Annotated in this window: 16 protein-coding genes; 9 read left to right on the top strand and 7 right to left on the bottom strand. The window is 72.1% G+C overall.

What is annotated here, in order from left to right; translation table 11 throughout:
* Positions 1–48: 48 nt before the first annotated feature.
* The 4 genes from OG422_RS13770 to OG422_RS13755 all read right to left on the bottom strand — a co-directional run bounded on the left by OG422_RS13770 (position 49) and on the right by OG422_RS13755 (position 4,313).
* Positions 49–1,242, bottom strand: coding sequence for a DUF5667 domain-containing protein (locus OG422_RS13770; protein WP_405743027.1), 1,194 nt, complete (start codon positions 1,240–1,242; stop codon positions 49–51).
* 286 nt (positions 1,243–1,528) lie between these two features.
* Positions 1,529–2,317, bottom strand: a complete 789-nt coding sequence (locus OG422_RS13765; protein ID WP_405743025.1) for an ECF subfamily RNA polymerase sigma factor, BldN family — start codon at positions 2,315–2,317, stop codon at positions 1,529–1,531.
* A 366-nt stretch (positions 2,318–2,683) separates the two neighbouring features.
* Complete coding sequence (locus OG422_RS13760) at positions 2,684–3,628, bottom strand: HAD family phosphatase (protein ID WP_143943078.1); 945 nt, start codon at positions 3,626–3,628, stop codon at positions 2,684–2,686.
* 397 nt (positions 3,629–4,025) lie between these two features.
* Positions 4,026–4,313, bottom strand: coding sequence for a glutaredoxin family protein (locus OG422_RS13755; protein ID WP_405743023.1), 288 nt, complete (start codon positions 4,311–4,313; stop codon positions 4,026–4,028).
* Positions 4,314–4,646: 333 nt separating this feature from the next.
* On the opposite strand from OG422_RS13755, the gene OG422_RS13750 reads away from it, so the two are divergent.
* From OG422_RS13750 to OG422_RS13735, 4 genes are read left to right on the top strand one after another with little or no spacing between them, the layout of a single operon-like run.
* Entirely contained in the window at positions 4,647–5,426 is a 780-nt protein-coding gene (locus OG422_RS13750) for a redox-sensing transcriptional repressor Rex (RefSeq protein ID WP_143943176.1), read from the top strand.
* The gene (locus OG422_RS13745; protein ID WP_405743021.1) at positions 5,423–6,793 is read left to right on the top strand and encodes a glutamyl-tRNA reductase; all 1,371 of its coding nucleotides are present in this window, start codon (positions 5,423–5,425) and stop codon (positions 6,791–6,793) included. Before OG422_RS13750 ends, OG422_RS13745 begins: the two co-directional genes overlap by 4 nt.
* Positions 6,790–7,773: a hydroxymethylbilane synthase gene (gene hemC / locus OG422_RS13740; protein WP_405743019.1), complete on the top strand. Its 984-nt coding sequence runs from the start codon at positions 6,790–6,792 to the stop codon at positions 7,771–7,773. The genes OG422_RS13745 and hemC overlap by 4 nt, the downstream gene beginning before the upstream one ends.
* On the top strand, positions 7,770–9,431 hold the full coding sequence (locus OG422_RS13735) for a bifunctional uroporphyrinogen-III C-methyltransferase/uroporphyrinogen-III synthase (RefSeq protein ID WP_143943173.1): 1,662 nt from the start codon (positions 7,770–7,772) through the stop codon (positions 9,429–9,431). The genes hemC and OG422_RS13735 overlap by 4 nt, the downstream gene beginning before the upstream one ends.
* A gap of 83 nt (positions 9,432–9,514) precedes the next feature.
* Here OG422_RS13735 and OG422_RS13730 read toward each other — a convergent pair whose 3' ends face one another.
* Both OG422_RS13730 and OG422_RS13725 read right to left on the bottom strand, forming a co-directional pair.
* Positions 9,515–9,724, bottom strand: coding sequence for a DUF397 domain-containing protein (locus OG422_RS13730; protein ID WP_405743017.1), 210 nt, complete (start codon positions 9,722–9,724; stop codon positions 9,515–9,517).
* On the bottom strand, positions 9,721–10,614 hold the full coding sequence (locus OG422_RS13725; protein WP_405743015.1) for a helix-turn-helix transcriptional regulator: 894 nt from the start codon (positions 10,612–10,614) through the stop codon (positions 9,721–9,723). The genes OG422_RS13730 and OG422_RS13725 overlap by 4 nt, the downstream gene beginning before the upstream one ends.
* 60 nt (positions 10,615–10,674) lie before the next feature.
* Here OG422_RS13725 and OG422_RS13720 point away from each other — a divergent pair, with 60 nt between their 5' ends.
* The 4 genes from OG422_RS13720 (at position 10,675) to hemB (ending at position 14,821) form a co-directional block, all read left to right on the top strand.
* Complete coding sequence (locus tag OG422_RS13720; RefSeq protein WP_405743013.1) at positions 10,675–10,911, top strand: hypothetical protein; 237 nt, start codon at positions 10,675–10,677, stop codon at positions 10,909–10,911.
* A 450-nt stretch (positions 10,912–11,361) separates the two neighbouring features.
* Positions 11,362–12,462 (top strand): XRE family transcriptional regulator, encoded by a 1,101-nt coding sequence (locus OG422_RS13715; protein ID WP_405743012.1) that lies wholly within the window; start codon positions 11,362–11,364, stop codon positions 12,460–12,462.
* Between the two features lie 377 nt (positions 12,463–12,839).
* The gene (locus tag OG422_RS13710; protein WP_405743010.1) at positions 12,840–13,763 is read left to right on the top strand and encodes a helix-turn-helix domain-containing protein; all 924 of its coding nucleotides are present in this window, start codon (positions 12,840–12,842) and stop codon (positions 13,761–13,763) included.
* A gap of 68 nt (positions 13,764–13,831) precedes the next feature.
* Positions 13,832–14,821 carry a porphobilinogen synthase gene (gene hemB, locus OG422_RS13705; protein WP_143944807.1) on the top strand — a complete coding sequence of 330 codons (990 nt, stop codon included), beginning with the start codon at positions 13,832–13,834 and terminating at the stop codon, positions 14,819–14,821.
* 62 nt (positions 14,822–14,883) lie between these two features.
* On the opposite strand, the gene OG422_RS13700 is transcribed toward hemB, so the two are convergent.
* Positions 14,884–15,777, bottom strand: coding sequence for a LysR family transcriptional regulator (locus OG422_RS13700; RefSeq protein WP_405743008.1), 894 nt, complete (start codon positions 15,775–15,777; stop codon positions 14,884–14,886).
* Between the two features lie 456 nt (positions 15,778–16,233).
* On the opposite strand from OG422_RS13700, the gene OG422_RS13695 reads away from it, so the two are divergent.
* Entirely contained in the window at positions 16,234–17,277 is a 1,044-nt protein-coding gene (locus OG422_RS13695) for a nitronate monooxygenase (protein ID WP_405743006.1), read from the top strand.
* The last annotated feature ends 158 nt before the right edge of the window (positions 17,278–17,435 follow it).

The following is a 17,435-nucleotide window of genomic DNA, read 5'->3' as shown; positions in this document are numbered from 1 at the left end:
CCCGCTCCCCGCCCGGCACAGGGCCGAGGGGAGCGGGCCGTACGCCGGTCAGCCGTGGGTGCTCTCGCCGTCGATGCCCAGACCGGGCAGCAGGCCCGGGATGAGCGGAGGGACGGTGATGTCCGGGTGGTCACCGGCGCCTTTGCCGCCGCCGTGCGACGGTGTGGGGGCGTCGTCGTGGGCGGGGCCGCCGAGCAGGCCGCCGGTGTCGCCGCCGAGCAGCCCCTGCTCCTCGGACGGAGTGGCCGACGGCCGGGCCGGGTGGCCGGCGTCGCCGGGCGTGCCGGACGGGGCGCGCTCCACGGTCGGTGACGGGTTCGGCTGCCCGGACGCGCGGTCCGGCGTACCCGGGGAGGCGCCCTGCCGTGCCGCCTTCTCCGGCGTGGGCAGCAGCCCGCGCAACGGCTTGACCTGCTTGTCCATCGCGTCGAAGACCGAGCTGACCTCGTCCCGCGCGTCGGTGAGCTGCGCGGGGAGCCGGTCGCGCAGCTGCGTCCAGGTGGTGCGGTGGGACGTGGTGAAGGAGTCCAGCGTCTCGATGGGACCGAGGGAGCCGTCGCGCTCGTACGCGGCGTACAGCAGGCGGTGGCCCTCGCCCGCGTCGTGGGTGATCCCGGTCAGCGTCCGGCGGACCTCGGCGAGCGATTCGCGGTCGAGGTCGGCGACGCGGCCGCGCTCCATCAGGCGGCGGGCCTCCAGCATCCGGGTGGCGGCCTGGTCGAGGTAGAGACGGCCGCGGTCGGCGTCGTCGTCGCTCAGGCCGAGCTTGAAGTCCTCCATGCCGCGCTTGAGGCCGTAGAGGGTGTCGCCCGGGAGGGCGTCGGAGCTGGCGGCGGCGACGCCGCTGAACGCCCCGGCGGCGACGCCGACGGTCAGCCCGCCCGCCGCCAGCCGCTTCGTCAGCCGGGAGCGCGGACGCAGTCTCCCGAGCTGTTCGGCGGCGCGGTGGGCGCCGCCGGAGGAGCGTTGTTCGGGCACCCGGGCACCGTCGGACGGGCTGCCTTCGGCGAAGGCGGCCTCCATCGCGGCCATCAGTTGGGCGCGCTGGACGGTCTTGACCTCGGTGGCCATCTCCGGCTTCGGGAGTTCCCCGAGGCCGTCCGCCACCGCCAACAGTCGTGCTTCACCCGGCGTCTGGGCCGTGGTGTTGTCCTGGTCCTCGGCCGCGCCCCGGGAGCTCTGGTCCTCCAGGGCCTGGGCGAAGGCGTTGGCCCGCCGGTGCACCGAGATATTCGCGATCACGGGCGGCACCTCCTCTCGTCATCCCGCTCGACTCCCCTGACTGGCTTGGACCATCCAGACGGGCCGGACGGTTGCACGCCGCCCTCCGCGGCCACTCGAAGGAGTGAGAGGCAGCGGACGGGGCGTGACCGCATGGAGCCTGCATCCCGCACAACGAGCGGCGCGGCACACGGGTTACGCACACACGATGATCTGACCGAGGGGGCACGGCCGCTCACCGTACGTCACCGAAAGTGGGCGTACGTGTGACCGGGCGGCGAGCAAGGGGGCGGGGGTGGGCGGTTGGTCAGCGGGCGTCTTCGGGCAGCAGCCGGGCGAGGGTGCGCACCGCGCGGTACTGGAGGGTCTTGATCGCGCCTTCGTTCTTGCCCATCACGCGGGCGGTCTCGGCGACGGAGAGACCTTGCAGGAAGCGCAGGGTCACGCACTCCTGCTGCTGGGGGTTGAGCTTGCGGACCGCCTCCAGGAGGGCGGCGTTGGAGAGCGATTCGAGAACGGAGTCCTCGGGGCTGCGCTCGACCTCGTTGGCGTCGAGCATCTCGCCGGTGGTGACCTCCAGGCGGAACCGGGAGGACTTGAAGTGGTCGGCGACGAGGTTGCGGGCGATCGTCACCAGCCAGGCGCCGAAGTCGCGGCCCTGCCAGGTGAAGGTGCCGATGCGGCGCAGGGCCCGCAGGAACGTCTCGCTGGTGAGGTCCTCGGCGGTGGCCCGGCCGCCGACGCGGTAGTAGATGTAGCGGTAGACCGTGTCGGCGTACTGGTCGTAGAGCCGGCCGAAGGCTTCGGCCTCTCCGGACTGGGCGCGTTCGACGAGGTCCATCATGCGACGGCTGTCGCTGTCGACGGGACGTCGGGCGGTGGTCGTGCCGGTGCCGGAACGGCGGGATCTGCCGGCGGTCGAGGGCTTGCCGACCGCCGCGCTCCCGTCGGCCAGGGCGTAGCAGGGGCCGGCGGGGACGGCTGTGGCGAATGCGGGGACGGCGTACGCGGTGGGGACAAAACTGCGCAGGTGGTCGACGAGTGTCGTACGCAGCGTAGCCAGGCCCGAGGCGTCAACCCCGACGTGTGGGTACACGGGACTCCCAGAGGCAGAGCTTCCATCACGTGCAGTGCGGGACCGTTCACTCGTCGTAGGGACGTGCGGGTTCCGGAATGCGTCTGAGGAGAATAACGCTTCGTATAGGCAGCGCTACACCCAGTTGTTCAAATCATCGATTACTTACGATCCGTGCCTGATTGGTGGCGGAAGTAGTATCGATTACTGAGCAGCTTTTGATCGAAAGGTGACGCAATCTGCCAGGTTGGAGGGCGTGTTGTGGTGGAGCGCCAGCAACCGGACCGCGGGTGGGGGCGGAGCGGTGCACCGGAAGGAACGGAAGCGGCCGCCTGCCGGTGATCAATCCTGGTCAGCGGCGGCGGCGGCGTGCGGGGGCCGGGCCGGTCAGCGGCGGCGGCGCTGGAGGGCGGCGGCGGCGGCCGCGCCGCCCGCGAGCGCGCCGACCCCAGCGGCGGCCGGGATGCCGATGCGGACGGCCTTGCGGCCCGTGCGGTAGTCGCGCAGCCGCCAGCCGTGCTCCCGGGCGTGCTTGCGCAGCCGTCCGTCGGGGTTGATGGCGTAGGGGTGGCCGACGAGCGACAGCATCGGGATGTCGTTGGCGGAGTCGCTGTACGCGGCGCAGCGGGCGAGCTGGAGGCCCTCGGCGGCGGCGAGCGCGCGGACGGCCTCGGCCTTGGCGGGGCCGTGCAGCGGTTCGCCGACGAGCTTGCCGGTGTAGACGCCGCCGACGGACTCCGCGACGGTGCCGAGCGCGCCGGTCAGGCCGAGCCGCCGGGCGATGATCGTCGCGGTCTCGACCGGCGCCGCGGTGACCAGCCAGACCTTCTGCCCGGCGTCGAGGTGGGCCTGGGCGAGGGCGCGGGTGCCGGGCCAGACGCGTTCGGCCATGTACTCGTCGTAGATCTCCTCGCCGATGGACATCAGCTCGGAGACGCGGTGGCCCTGGACGATGGAGAGGGCGCTGTTGCGGACGTCGGCCATGTGCTCGGGGTTCTCCGAGCCGGCCAGGCGGAAGTAGATCTGCTGCCAGGCGAAGCGGGCCAGTTCGCGCTTGTGGAAGAAGTGGCGTTTGTAGAGGCCGCGGCCGAAGTGGAAGAGGGCGGCGCCCTGCATGACCGTGTTGTCGAGGTCGAAGAAGGCGGCGGCGCGGTCGTCGCCGACGACGGGGAACTCCGGCTCCTCCGCAGCGGCACCCTCGGCCTGCTCCGCCTCCGCCTCCTCGGCCTCCTGGGAGGTCTTACGGGCGGCCTCGGCGGCGGCCTCGCCGGCCAGCACGCTGCGGGCGGTGGCGGGGCGACGACGGCGGCTGAGCCAGGCGGGGGCGCGCACCCCGGCGAGCGCGGCGCCGAGGCGGTGGCCGGGGGCGGCGGACGGGGTGTCGGAAGGGGCCGTGCCGGAGCGATCCTCGGGCGACGGCACGTCGGGCGTCCCGAAGGGGCTCCTGCCGGGGCGGTGGTCGGGCGACGGGCGGGCCATATGGACAGCGTAGCCAGTCGGCTCCGTGGTTCCGGTGACGGCCCGGCGTCGCGCTACGGGGGAGGGGGTGACGGGTGGGTGGCGGGCCTGGTCGGCGGGCGTCCGGCGGGTCCGGGGCGCCGGGGGCGTGCGGGCCGCGGGCGGGCGCCGTCCCCGGGCGCCGTGCGCCGCTCCCGTAGGGAGGGGCCACGCGGGCGGAACGCGGGGTCCCGGGGCCGGGCGGATCGGCGTCCGCCGACCTCTGCCGCCCTCAGGCCCCCAGTGCATCCCGGAGGCGCTTCGGGTCGACGCGCCAGAAGTCGTGCTGGGCACCGTCGACGAGGATGACCGGAATCTGCTCCCAGTACGTGCGGTGCAGCTCGGCGTCCTCGGTGATGTCCTTCTTCTCCCAGGAGGCGCCGGTCTCGGCGCAGATCCGCTCGATCACGGCCTGGGCGTCGTCGCAGAGGTGGCAGCCGGGCTTTCCGATGAGGGTGACGGTGCGCTCTGCGGGGCTCTTGCGGGGGGCGCGGCTGAACATGCCGAACGAGGGGGCCATGGGGCCATTGTGCCGGGAGCGCGGCGGCGCGGGACGGCCTGGAGGTCGACTACCATCGGCGGGCGATTTGTAGGTTTCCGGGGGCATAGCGGTGAGGAGTGAGGGCGCGTGCTCCCGTCGGTGAACCCGTGTGACCTGCGGGTAGCGGGCGAACGGCGTGGTGCGGAAGTTGGTTCCGCGGACCGCGTCAAAAGGCGCGTGACACCGATCACTTTGGCCAGACAAAACGGACATTGTCTTTGTGCACACGTTCACAAAGACATAGCCTGCACAGGACAGGGCGGTCGGGTGATGTATGGCCGCCCGCAGCCCCGCTCTACCCGCAGGAGCACCGTGGCAACTGGCCGAACTCACCGACCGGCGACCCGAAGCCGAGGCATTCCCGAGGCCACCGTCGCCCGGCTTCCGCTGTATCTGCGTGCACTGACCGCGCTCTCCGAGCGCTCGGTCCCCACGGTCTCCTCCGAGGAACTGGCCGCCGCGGCGGGAGTCAACTCCGCCAAGCTGCGCAAGGACTTCTCGTACCTCGGTTCCTATGGGACGCGTGGTGTCGGTTACGACGTGGAGTATCTCGTCTACCAGATCTCGCGGGAACTCGGCCTCACCCAGGATTGGCCGGTTGTCATCGTCGGCATCGGTAATCTCGGCGCCGCGCTCGCCAACTACGGCGGCTTCGCCTCGCGTGGCTTCCGGGTGGCCGCGCTGATCGACGCCGATCCCGCCATGGCCGGGAAGCCCGTCGCCGGTATCGCGGTGCAGCACACCGACGAGCTGGAGCACATCATCGAGGACAACGGCGTCTCGATCGGCGTGATCGCGACGCCCGCGGGCGCCGCCCAGCAGGTCTGCGACCGCCTCGTCGCCGCCGGCGTCACCTCGATCCTCAACTTCGCGCCGACCGTGCTGACCGTCCCGGACGGTGTGGACGTCCGCAAGGTCGACCTTTCCATAGAGCTGCAGATCCTCGCCTTCCACGAGCAGCGCAAGGCCGGCGACGACGGTGCGGCCGCACCGGCGCCCGCGGCCCGCGCCGTCGCGGAGGCCGCCGCCGTGGCACCGGCCGATGACCGTAAGGGACCGGACGGGGACGTCCCCGCCGTGATGCCGGCATGAGTTTGCTCGTCGTAGGACTGAGTCACCGCACCGCGCCGGTCAGTGCGCTGGAGCGGGCCGCGCTCGCGCCCGAGGCGCGGGGCAAGCTGCTCCAGGAGGCCGTCGCGGCCGAGCCGGTGAGCGAGGCCGCCGTGCTCTCCACCTGCAACCGCATCGAGCTGTACGCCGACGTGGACAAGTTCCACGCCGGTGTCGCCGAGCTGTCGACGCTGCTGGCCCGCCACGGCGCCGCCGAGCTGGACGAGCTCACCCCGTATCTCTACGTCCACTACGAGGACCGCGCCGTCCACCACCTCTTCTCGGTGGCCTGCGGCCTGGACTCGATGGTCGTCGGCGAGGGGCAGATCCTCGGGCAGATCAAGGACGCGCTCGCCGTCGCGCAGGAGCAGCACACCGCCGGGCGGCTGCTGAACGACCTCTTCCAGCAGGCGCTGCGGGTCGGCAAGCGCGCGCACAGCGAGACCGGTATCGACAAGGCCGGGCAGTCGCTCGTCACCTTCGGTCTGGAGCAGCTGGCGGGCGGCGCGGACGTCGCGGACTGGGCGCGCGGCAAGCGGGCGCTGGTGATCGGCGCCGGTTCGATGTCGTCGCTGGCCGCCACCACCCTGGCCCGCGCCGGGGTCGGCGAGCTGGCCGTCGCCAACCGCACCGTGGAGCGCGCCGAGCGGCTGACCCGGATCCTCACCGAGCCGGGCGGCCCCGGCGCCGCCACCGGCCTGCGGGCCCGCGCCGTGGCGATGTCCGCCGTCGACGCGGAGCTGGCCGCCGCCGACGTGGTGGTCTCCTGTACGGGGGCGACCGGTCTGGTGCTCGGCGCCGAGGCGGTTGCCGCCGCCCGCGCCGGGCGCGCCGCGGACCTGGCGCTGCTCGACCTGGCGATGCCGCGGGACATCGACGCCGCCGTCCACCGCGTCGAGGGTGCGCACCTCGTCGACATCGAATCGCTGGCCGACGCGTCCGCGGACGCGCCGATGGCGGCCGATGTGGACAAGGTGCGGTCCCTGGTCGCGGACGAGGTCGCCGCCTTCGGTGCGGCCCAGCGGGCGGCGCACATCACGCCGACCGTGGTCGCCCTGCGCACCATGGCCGCCGGTGTCGTCGCGGGCGAGATGGCCCGGCTCGACGGCCGCCTCCCCGACCTGGACGACAAGGAGCGCGCGGAGATCACCCAGGCCGTGCGCCGGGTCGTCGACAAACTCCTGCACGCGCCCACCGTGCGGGTCAAGCAGCTCGCCAGCGAGCCCGGCGGCGCCGGGTACGCGGACGCGCTGCGGGAACTCTTCGATCTCGACCCCCAGACGGTCGCCGCCGTCAGCAGGGCCGATACGCGGGCCGACAGGCACGATGCAGCACGGGAGCGGGCATGACTGACAGCACAACGAGGGGCACGCCCCTTCGGCTGGGCACACGGCGGAGCAAGCTCGCCGTGGCCCAGTCCGGACAGGTCGCCGACGCAGTCCGCGAGCTGACGGGCCGCCCCGTCGAGCTGGTGGAGATCACCACGTACGGCGACACCTCCCGCGAGCAGCTCGCGCGGATCGGCGGCACCGGCGTTTTCGTCTCCGCGCTGCGCGACGCGCTGCTCGCCGGGGAGATCGACTTCGCGGTCCACTCGCTCAAGGACCTGCCGACGGCGCAGCCCGACGACCTCACGCTGGCGGCGGTGCCGCGGCGCGAGGACCCGCGGGACGCGCTCATAGCCAGGGACGGGCTCGCCTTCGAGGAGCTGCCGGACGGCGCCCAGGTGGGGACGGGCTCCCCGCGGCGGATGGCGCAGCTCAACGCCTGGGCGCGGCAGCTGGGCCGCCGCATCGAGGCGGTGCCGATCCGCGGGAACGTCGACACCCGTATCGCCTTCGTCGAGAAGGGCGAGCTGGACGGCGTCGTACTGGCGGCCGCCGGGCTCACCCGGATCGGCCGTATCGACGAGGCGACGCAGCTGCTGTCGCCCGACATGGTTCTGCCCGCCCCCGGCCAGGGGGCACTGGCGGTCGAGTGTGCTGCGGTCAACGCAGACCTCGCCGCCGAGCTCGCCGGGCTCGACGACCCCTTCACCCGGGCCGCCGTGACCGCCGAGCGTTCCCTGCTCGCTGCCCTGGAGGCCGGCTGCAGCGCACCCGTGGGTGCGCTGGCCGACCTGCAGGCTGACGAACAGGCTGTCACCGAAATGCGCCTGCGCGGCGTCGTCGGCACGACCGACGGCAGCGCGCTGGTGCAGCTGTCCACCACCGGGCACGTACCCGCCTCTCCCGACGACGCCACGACGCCGCTGCGCATGGGCCGTGAACTCGCCGCCGAGATGCTCGCCAAGGGTGCGGCCGGTCTTATGGGGGAGCGAGCACTTTGAACCCCACCGCCCCGAATCACTCCGCCTCCGGTCAGGTCACCTTCCTCGGTGCCGGGCCGGGAGACCCGGGTCTGCTGACGCTGCGTGCCGTGGAGGCACTGGGCCAGGCGGACGTGCTGATCGCCGACCCGCAGGTGCTGGATGTCGTGCGCGTGCACGCCCGCGCACAGGTGGACACACCGCTGCAGGCGTCAGCTGACGAGGCGTCAAAGCCCGTCCTGCCCGCAGAAGTTTCCTCACTGCGTGACACCGCCAATCTTGTCATGGCGGCCGCGCGCACCGGCAAGCGGGTTGTCCGTGCCGTGATCGGTGACCCCGGTCTGGACGGCAACGTCGCCGAGGAGATGCTGGCCTGCGCGGCCGAGGGCATCGTCTTCGAGGTCGTGCCCGGCATCGCCACCGCCGTGGGCGTCCCCGCGTACGCCGGTGTGCCGCTGCGCGCCGCCGAGGGCACCGATGTCCGGTTCGTCGATGCGAGGACGGCGACCGACCGCTGCTGGGCCGAGCTGGGCGGCAGCGACGCGACCGCCGTCGTCTCCACCAGCCTCGACTCGGTGGCCGCGGCCGCCGGAGAGCTGGTGTCGGCGGGCCGCAAGCCCGACACCCCGATGACGGTCACCGTCGCCGGTACGACCACCCGCCAGCGCACCTGGAACGCCACCCTCGGGTCGGTCGCGCAGGTCCTGAAGGCCGCCAAGGTGCTGCCGTCGGCGGACGGCGGGCAGCCGGTCATAGCCGTGGTCGGTGAGCGGGGCGCCGTGGCGCAGCGTGACCAGCTGTCGTGGTTCGAGTCCAAGCCGCTGTTCGGCTGGAAGGTCCTCGTACCGCGGACGAAGGAGCAGGCCGCGTCGCTCTCCGACCAGCTCGTCTCGTACGGCGCGGTGCCGCACGAGGTCCCGACGATCGCCGTCGAGCCGCCGCGTACCCCGCAGCAGATGGAGCGCGCGGTCAAGGGCCTGGTCACCGGCCGGTACGAGTGGATCGCCTTCACCTCGGTCAACGCCGTCAAGGCGGTCCGGGAGAAGTTCGAGGAGTACGGTCTCGACGCCCGGGCGTTCGCCGGGATCAAGGTCGCGGCGGTCGGTGAGCAGACCGCCAAGGCGCTGATCGCCTTCGGCGTGAAGCCCGATCTGGTGCCGTCCGGCGAGCAGTCGGCGGCCGGGCTGCTGGAGGACTGGCCGCCCTACGACGCGGTTTTCGACCCGATCGACCGGGTCTTCCTGCCGCGCGCCGACATCGCCACCGAGACGCTGGTGGCGGGCCTGATCGAGCTGGGCTGGGAGGTCGACGACGTCACCGCGTACCGCACGGTGCGGGCGTCGCCGCCGCCCGCGGAGACCCGCGAGGCGATCAAGGGCGGCGGTTTCGACGCGGTGCTCTTCACCTCGTCCTCGACCGTCCGCAACCTCGTCGGCATCGCGGGCAAGCCGCACAACGTCACGGTCATCGCCTGTATCGGCCCGGCGACCGCGAAGACCGCGGAGGAGCACGGGCTGCGGGTGGATGTGCTCTCGCCCGAGCCGTCGGTGCACAAGCTGGCGGAGGCGCTGGCGGACTTCGGCGCGGCACGCCGCGACGCCGCCATCGAGGCGGGTGACCCGGTGACCCGCCCCAGCGAGCGGCGGCCCGGGGCGCGGCGGCGGCGGGCTACGCCGTAGGGCCTGCGGCCTGCACCGCTGTACGGGAACGGCCCTCGCCGCTTGGCGAGGGCCGTTCCCGTCGGTGTCCGTCGTCGCGACACTCAGGCGGTGAGCTGCCCGTCCTTGACCGCGGCGACGAACGGAGCCCAAGCGGTTATGGGGAACGCGAGCGCCGGGCCCTCGGGGTTCTTGGAGTCGCGGACCGGGAGAACGCCGGGGAAGCCGTCGGCGATCTCGACGCAGTTGCCGTCGCCTCCGTCGCTGTAGCTGCTCTTGCGCCACCGTGCGGAGCGGAGGTCGGGGGTGTTCATGATGAGCTGCCCTCCATGATCTTTCGGACGAAGTCCACTGAGGCTGACGGCGAGAGAGCCGCGTCTCGCACCCGATCGTAGGACAAGCGGTGGCGCGCCACCGCTTGCGGATCTTCGGTCAGCTGGCCCAACTTGTTGCCCTCAAGATAGGCAACACCGGAGCCGTCGGCCTGCCACAGCAAGGACAAGGAGCCACCCAGCAGGTCATGCACCCCGGTGGAGAACGGGAGGACCTGAAGCACTATGGCCGGTCGGTCGGCGGCCTCGACGAGGTGAGTGAGCTGGTCCGCCCAGGTCTTCGGGTCTGCCGTCGGGCGCCTGAGCACGGACTCGTTCAGGATGACCCGTACGTTCGGTGCGGGCGTCCGTCGTAGCAGCTCCTGCCGCCCGACGCGGGCGGCTACCTGTTCTTCCAACTCCTCCGGGCTCCAGCGGTTCTGCGCGGAGGAGAGAACGACGCGCGCATAGTCCTCCGTCTGGAGAAGTCCGGGCATCACCTCCATGTATTTGTGCATGATGACGGCGCCCTCTTCGTACTGCATGAACAGCTTGTACCTGTCCACGATCACGTCGTCTCGGGCGTGCTTCCAGAGCTTGAAGAGCAAGGTTCCGGTGCCGTAGTAGCTGTCCAGATCCTCCATGACCGTCGGCTTGGAGAGCCGCTGTCCGTTCTCCAGGCGGTTGAGGTAACTCCGGTCGTATCCCGTGTCCTCCGCCAGTTGGCTGAGTGACTTGTTCGCTTTTTCTCGGAGCGTCAGCAGCGCGTAGGCGAGTGTTTCGCCTGCGCTCTGTGTGGTGTCGTCCGTCGGTTCGGGCACGTGTGTCCTCCCGTTGTTGTCCGTCGCTGTGGCAACGCCCGGCGTGGCCTCAAATGGCTTTTGCCGGGCCATGGTTGGAGTGCGGAAATCCCGTTATTCCCTCAACGAGGAAGCACACAAGAGGTGTTCGGAATGAACGATATGACGACGAGTGGCGAGCGAACGGTGAAGAAGGTCAAAGAGGTCGAGGAGGCGCGGCGGCAGCTCGGTGCGGCGTTGCAGCAGGCGGGTGTTCAGCTCCCTGTGATGGATGTCCGGCCCGTATTCCGTGCCGACGGCGCCGGGTACGCGTTGGTGAGCCTCGGGGAGTGTGCCGCTCCCGTGGCACTGGAGCTGGCGGCCGTCATCCGGAAGGGCGCGGCGCGGTGACGTTCGTGCTGGCTGCCGAGCGTCCGTGGCGGGACGTGTGGCCGGGGCCCGCGCGGACGGACGACGGTAACCGGTGGGTGGCAGGGGCCTGTTGGCTGTATTGCCGACGCGAGGGGGTGCGCGTGCTGTGGGTCGGGTCCGTGAGCACGCCGGGTGCGAGGGGCGACGTGTACGCGTGCGGGCCGTGCATCGCGGAGCTTGCCCGGATGGTGCGTGGTCAGTCGCACGGACGGGACGGGGTCGGCTGCGGGGGTCTGACGGTCGGGGCCGCGGGGTGCGAGCACCGGTGGACCCACAAGCGTGCCGGCAAGACGTACTGCTGGGCCTGTGAGCAGCAGCTCTACCTGTGAAGCTCCGCCCCTGTTGCGTCCGGGCCTCCGGAGCCGGGAAACCCGGGTTCCCGTGGCCTGGACGGTGGCTCGGCGACCAGGTCTCCGTTAGCGGCGTCGCATGGGTGACCAATCCGGCACCACTAGGGTGGGCACGCAGGCCCTGTTCGGCGAAGAGGGAGACGACCCGGTGCGACGCCGCGAACTCCTGGCAACCCTGGCCGGAGCCACCACCAGCGCGGTCCTCGGACCTCCAACCGGCGCCCACGCTGCGGCGAAGCCGAACCTGTCCGGCCTGGAAGACATGTTGCTTCACCGGCAGCACGGCCAAGCCCTCACCCGAGATCCCACCCCCGCCGCCGTCACCGCGGCGGTGAACGCTTCTCGGCAGGACTTCAGCGCTTGCCGCTACGACGCCCTCGCCCGCGCCCTTCCGGCGCGCATCGCGCTCGCCCAGGCCCTTGGCGCAGACGGCCACCCGGAGCAAGCGGCAACCGCCGTCGCCGAGCTCTACGCCACCACAACCCGTCTGTGCATCAAGCTCGGCGAAGACGGCCTCGCCGCCGTCACTGCCGACCGTGCCCTCACCGCAGCTCTCAGCGGCGCGGACGCCCTCACCGTCGCCGAAGCCCACCGCATGGTCTCCTCCGCGTGGCGCCGCCAAGGGCACTACGCCCGCGCCACCGATGTCGCCGTCACCGCCGCCCAGCAACTGACCACCGACCGGACCGCCGACGCAATCGAACGGCTCTCCGTCCAGGGAAACTTGTACGCCACCGCCGCCTACACCGCTGCCAAGCAAGGCGACCGGCACACCGCATACGCCCTCATCGCCGAGGCCCAGGCCACCGCCGGGCAACTCGGCCACGATGCCCTGCTACGCGGCAACGTCTTCGGCCCCAGCCAGGTTCTCCTCCACCAAGTCTCGATCAGTCACCTGCTCGGCGACGCGGGCCAAGCCATCGAGCACGCCCGCCGCATCGATGCCGCTGCCCTGCCCACCACCGAACGCCAAGCCCGCTACTGGATCGATGTCGCCCGCGCCTTCGACCAATGGGGCAAGCCCGACCGCTGCTACCGAGCCCTCCTGGCCGCCGAGCAGGCAGCAGCCCAGGAAGTCCGCCGCGGATCGGTCCGGACCATGGCCGCCGGGCTCATGCGCCACGACCGCACCCTCCCCGGCATACGGGCATTCGCCCACCGCGTCGGCGCGACAGCGTAGGGCTCCAGGGCGGGCCCGCCGTCATCACGTTGAGCTACGTGTCACCTGGTTTGCCGCTCGTTAACAGCACCCCTATCTGTGCGGCTCCGCGCCTGCCGACGGAGGACCGGAGCCCGGAAACCCGGGCTCCGGTGGCCCGGACGGCGGCGCGGCGGGCGGTCAAAAGATCAAAGAACCCTGGGAAAGAACCCTCCAAACCAACCAAACCCCGTGTACGTCACTCATGGGGGTGAACGGGATCAACTCGGCTGGCGCGAGGGAGGGTTGGGCGGGCAGTCTCGCCCATGCCAACAACCGTAGATATGCGTTGGCCCCCGCCGGGACTGCCATCCCAGGGCGAGGGCCTGACCATCAGAGGAAGAAAGCCGTCTTCCCCCATGGCTGAACAGAAGACTAGCGCCGCCGCGCGCCCGCAGCATCGTGTTCGACGAACCACCACCCGCATCGGTGTCACTCACATCAGGGCGCACCAGCCCGACCGGTACACGATCATCGGCAATCACCTCGCCCAGCACCGCGAGTTGTCGCTCGTCGCGATAGGTGTGGCCACCCACATCCTGTCGCTGCCCGAGGGCGCTGCCGTCGATATCCGCACCCTCGCGGACCGCTTCCCCGAAGGGCGGGACCGGATCGCTTTCGCGCTGCGGGAGTTGGAGGCGCACGGCTACGTCGAGCGGGTGCGGGAACGCGTACCGGGTGGCCGTTTCGTCACGCGGACCTACGCCTTCCACGCGCCTGACCCCGACCGGGAGATCGAGGAAGCCGAGGAAGCCGGGGAGACCCGGGAGGACAAGCCTCCGCCGCCTGCCCCGGCCGAGCCCCGTCCCGTACGGTCCGTGTCTCCCGTACCGCGGGTGCCGTCTCCCGCCGCGGAGGTGCCCGGGGGCGAGCGCCACGATGCGGCCACCGCTCTCCTCGTGGGCCTGCGCCGTACCGATGACCGGCTCACCCTTCCCGGGCGTGAGGTGCGCCGTCTCGTCCCGGCGGTTCTCGCCTGGCTCGACAACGGTGCCACCGCCGCGGCCGTCCACCGCACCCTGACCGCGGACCTTCCGGCGGATCTGACGTACCCGGCCGGGCTGCTCGCCCACCGGTTGCGGGAGCTGTTGCCGCCGCCCCTTCCGGCGCCGTCCGCGCCTGGTGCGGGCGAGTGCCCCGATGCCGGCCCACTGCCGTTCCAGACCTGCGACGGCTGCGAGCGGGCCTTCCGCGGCCGGGCGCCGGGGCTCTGCCGTGACTGCGGCGAGGGGGCCGACTGCCGCGGCGGGCCGGTGGCCTGCGGCACTGCCGCCGCGGCCTGACGAGGCGGCCGTCAGGTCCGACGCCGCGTCGGCAAAGGCGGGCCCGGGGCGGGCGTAGCGTGGAAGGCATGACGAAGTACGGAACCTTCCCCGGCGCGCGGCCCCGGCGGCTGCGGACCACCCCCGCCATGCGGCGGATGGTTGCCGAACACCGTTTGCACCCGGCCGATCTGATCCTCCCGGCGTTCGTCCGTGAGGGGATCTCGGAGCCGGTGCCGATCTCGGCGATGCCCGGTGTCGTCCAGCACACCCGGGACACGCTCCGCAAGGCGGCGGTCGAGGCGCTGGAGGCGGGTGTCTCCGGGATCATGCTGTTCGGCGTGCCCGAGGAGGCGAAGAAGGACGCGGCGGGCACCGCCGGTACGGACTCGGACGGCATCCTCCAGGTCGCGCTGCGGGACGTCCGCGCCGAGGTCGGCGACGACCTGGTGGTCATGTCGGACCTGTGCCTGGACGAGTTCACCGACCACGGCCACTGCGGGGTGCTGGACGCGCGCGGCCGGGTCGACAACGACGCGACGCTGGAGCGGTACGCCGAGATGGCGCAGGTCCAGGCGGACGCGGGCGCCCATGTGGTGGCGCCCAGCGGCATGATGGACGGCCAGGTCGGCGTCATCCGGGACGCGCTGGACCAGACCGGCCACGAGGACGTGTCGGTGCTCGCGTACACCGCGAAGTACTCGTCGGCGTTCTACGGGCCGTTCCGCGAGGCGGTCGGCTCGTCGCTCCAGGGCGACCGCAAGACGTACCAGCAGGACCCGGCGAACCTCCGCGAGTCGATGCGGGAGCTGGCGCTCGACCTGGAGGAGGGCGCCGACATGGTGATGGTGAAGCCGGCGCTGCCCTACCTCGATGTGCTGGCGAAGGTCGCGGACGCGGTCGACGTGCCGGTCGCCGCGTACCAGATCTCCGGTGAGCTGGCGATGATCGAGGCGGCGGCGGAGAAGGGCTGGATCGACCGGGACAAGGCCATCCTGGAGACGCTGACCGGCATCAAGCGGGCGGGCGCCGATCTGATCCTCACGTACTGGGCGACGGAGGTCGCGCGCGGATTGTGAGCGGGGGCGCGCGCCGTGCGGTGCGCGCCCTTCCGTACGGCGCCCGGTGACCGTGGAGGCGGTCACCGGGCGCCGTGGTCGTTGCCGGGGACGGCGTCGGCGGTGGCCGTGCACTCGGGCGCGGTGGCGGCGTGCAGGAATTCCCGGAGCAGGGGGCGGCGCCCGCCGGTGGGGAGGTGGGCGAGCCGGACGGGGATGGCAGGGGCGTTGGTGAGCGGGATGAAGCGGACGCCGGAGTGGGCGGCCCGGCGGGCGGCCAGCGCCGGGACGACGCCGACGCCGCGGTCGGCGGCGACGTTCTCCAGCCACTCGTCGTAATTGGCGCAGGGGATGACGGTGCGCGGGGCGGCGGCGGGGTGCCAGGAGCCGGGGGTGGTGGTGCCGGTGACGGTATTCACCACGAGCGGCCACTGGTGGAATTCCGACCAGTCGATGCTTTTTCGTGCCGCGAGAAAAGAAGATGTTGATATCGCGGCAATGCGCTGTTCGTTGAAGAGCGGGTGGACGGTCGCCCCGGTGAGTTCGAGGTGGCCGCGTAATAGGGCGATGTCGATGCGGGCCGTTTCGAGGGTGGCGACGGGATGGTCGACGCGGGCGAGGGTGACCTTCGCGTCGGTGGCGCGCTCGAAGCGGGCGATGGTGCGTTGCGCCCACGGGTCGGGCAGTAGCCAGCTGAAGCCGAGGCGGAGCGTGCGGTGGGCGCGCATGTCCCGTGCCGCCTGGTCGAGATTGCCGAGGACGCGGCGGGCGTGGAAGAGGAATTCCTGCCCGGCGGGGGTGAGGGTGACATGCCGGGACGAGCGGTCGACGAGGCGAATGCCCAGGGTCGCTTCCAGCTGTTGAATCGTGCGGGAGAGCGCGGGCTGGGTGACCATTAATTCGGTCGCGGCACGGGTGTAGGAGTGGTGGTGAGCGAGCGCGGTGAACGCGCGTAAATGTCTCAGTTCCAGGTCCATGCCCGGGAAGCATAGTTCAGCAGTGAGAAGCATTTCTCAGCGCTCCGGGCGCTCCGTAGGGTTATCGAGCGAGCAGGACTTTTCGGGCAGTTCTTTCTTTGCGGTGGGGGTGCGCGGTCCGTATGGCCACGTATGACGTCAGGGGGCGGGCCGGGGCGCGGCGCGGACTCATATACGGGGTGGGCCGCCGCCCGCGGGCGCCCCGGGCGGTGCGCCGCCCTTAGGGCGCCGATGCGCCCTCCGGCCGCGATCTTCCGCCGCCCGCCACCTCGACACCGTTCACCTTCCCCGCCGGGGCGCCCCGCCTCCGGGCGAACGGCGCCGCCTCCGTGCTTCCCGGTGCGCCGCCCCTTCCGCGATCCGCCCACCCCCACGTATCGTCGCGCCCCGCCCCCGACCTCGGCTCCCCGCTCCTCACCACCCCGCTCCTCACCACCCCTCACCGAAGGAACCGTCGTGTTCGACCTTTCCCGCCTGCTTATGCCGATCGTGCAGGCCCCGATGGCCGGGGGCCCCGGCTCCGTCGCGCTGGCGGTCGCCGTCAGCCGGGCCGGTGGCCTCGGCACCCTCGCCGCCGGCTACAAGACGCCCGCGCAGCTCGCCGAGCAGATCGCCGGGGTGCGGGCGGGGACCGACGCCCCGTTCGGGGTGAACGTCTTCGTCCCGCAGGAGGTCCCGCACCCCGACACGATCGCGCCGTACCACGCGGAGCTGTCCGCGGTGGCGGAGCGCCGGGAGGTGACCCTGCCCGAGCCCGATCAGGGCGACACCGACTTCTGGGACGAGAAGATCGCGCTGCTGACGGAGAGCCCGGTGCCCGTCGTGTCGTTCACGTTCGGCGCGCCGCCGTCCGAGGCCGTCGAGGCGCTGCGGCGGGCGGGCAGCCGGGTGGTCGTGACGGTCACCACGGTCGCCGAGGCGAAGGAGGCCGAGGCGCTGGGCGTCGATGCGCTCTGTGTGCAGGGCCCGGAGGCGGGCGGGCACCGCGGCACCTTCGACCCGTACGCCGAGCCGGACCCGACGCCGCTGGCCGCGCTGCTGGCGGCCGTCGCGGCGGGGACGCGGCTGCCGCTGATCGCGACCGGCGGCCTGGCGACCGGCGCGGACATCGCGGGCGTGCTGAACGCCGGGGCGACGGTGGCGCAGCTGGGCACCGCGTATCTGCGGACCCCGGAGGCCGGTACCCATGCGGCGTACCAGGAGGCGCTGACCCGGCCGGAGTTCGACACCACGGTCGTCACCCGGGCGTTCTCCGGCCGCTGTGCGCGCGGGCTGCGCAACCGCTTCATCGAGGAGCACGACGCGTCCGCGCCGGTCGGCTACCCTCTCGTCAACCAGCTCACCAAGCCGCTGCGGGCCGCCGCCGCGGCCGCGGGCGACGCCCATGGGCTGAGTCTGTGGGCGGGCGTCAACTACCGCAAGGCGGAACGGGTCCCGGCCGGGGAGCTGACGGAACGGCTGTGGGCCGACGCCTCCGCCGCCCTGCACCGGGATCGCTGACCGCGGACCGGGCCACCGATACCGCTCTCCCCCCACGGGCCGCACCACCGGCCCACCGGGCTCCGGCCACCGGGCGCACCGTTCGTACGACAGGCACCGCACGCACCACCGGCACGACAGCACGACACGCACCACCGGCACCACGTTCCTCACAGCCA

This window comes from Streptomyces sp. NBC_01525 (assembly GCF_045040405.1).
GTDB lineage: Bacteria > Actinomycetota > Actinomycetes > Streptomycetales > Streptomycetaceae > Streptomyces > Streptomyces benahoarensis.
The sequence above is the reverse complement of the archived record's forward strand: the minus strand, read 5'-3'. Positions and strand labels throughout refer to the sequence as shown.

What these genes read in the sequence shown, in the direction of transcription:
- OG422_RS13755 (WP_405743023.1), bottom strand. Translation starts at nt 4,313, where the DNA reads ATGGCCCCCTCGTTCGGCATGTTCAGCCGCGCCCCCCGCAAGAGCCCC.
- OG422_RS13745 (WP_405743021.1), top strand. Translation starts at nt 5,423, where the DNA reads ATGAGTTTGCTCGTCGTAGGACTGAGTCACCGCACCGCGCCGGTCAGT.
- hemC (WP_405743019.1), top strand. Translation starts at nt 6,790, where the DNA reads ATGACTGACAGCACAACGAGGGGCACGCCCCTTCGGCTGGGCACACGG.
- OG422_RS13730 (WP_405743017.1), bottom strand. Translation starts at nt 9,724, where the DNA reads ATGAACACCCCCGACCTCCGCTCCGCACGGTGGCGCAAGAGCAGCTAC.
- OG422_RS13725 (WP_405743015.1), bottom strand. Translation starts at nt 10,614, where the DNA reads ATGGCCCGGCAAAAGCCATTTGAGGCCACGCCGGGCGTTGCCACAGCG.
- OG422_RS13720 (WP_405743013.1), top strand. Translation starts at nt 10,675, where the DNA reads ATGAACGATATGACGACGAGTGGCGAGCGAACGGTGAAGAAGGTCAAA.
- OG422_RS13715 (WP_405743012.1), top strand. Translation starts at nt 11,362, where the DNA reads ATGGGTGACCAATCCGGCACCACTAGGGTGGGCACGCAGGCCCTGTTC.
- OG422_RS13710 (WP_405743010.1), top strand. Translation starts at nt 12,840, where the DNA reads ATGGCTGAACAGAAGACTAGCGCCGCCGCGCGCCCGCAGCATCGTGTT.
- hemB (WP_143944807.1), top strand. Translation starts at nt 13,832, where the DNA reads ATGACGAAGTACGGAACCTTCCCCGGCGCGCGGCCCCGGCGGCTGCGG.
- OG422_RS13700 (WP_405743008.1), bottom strand. Translation starts at nt 15,777, where the DNA reads ATGGACCTGGAACTGAGACATTTACGCGCGTTCACCGCGCTCGCTCAC.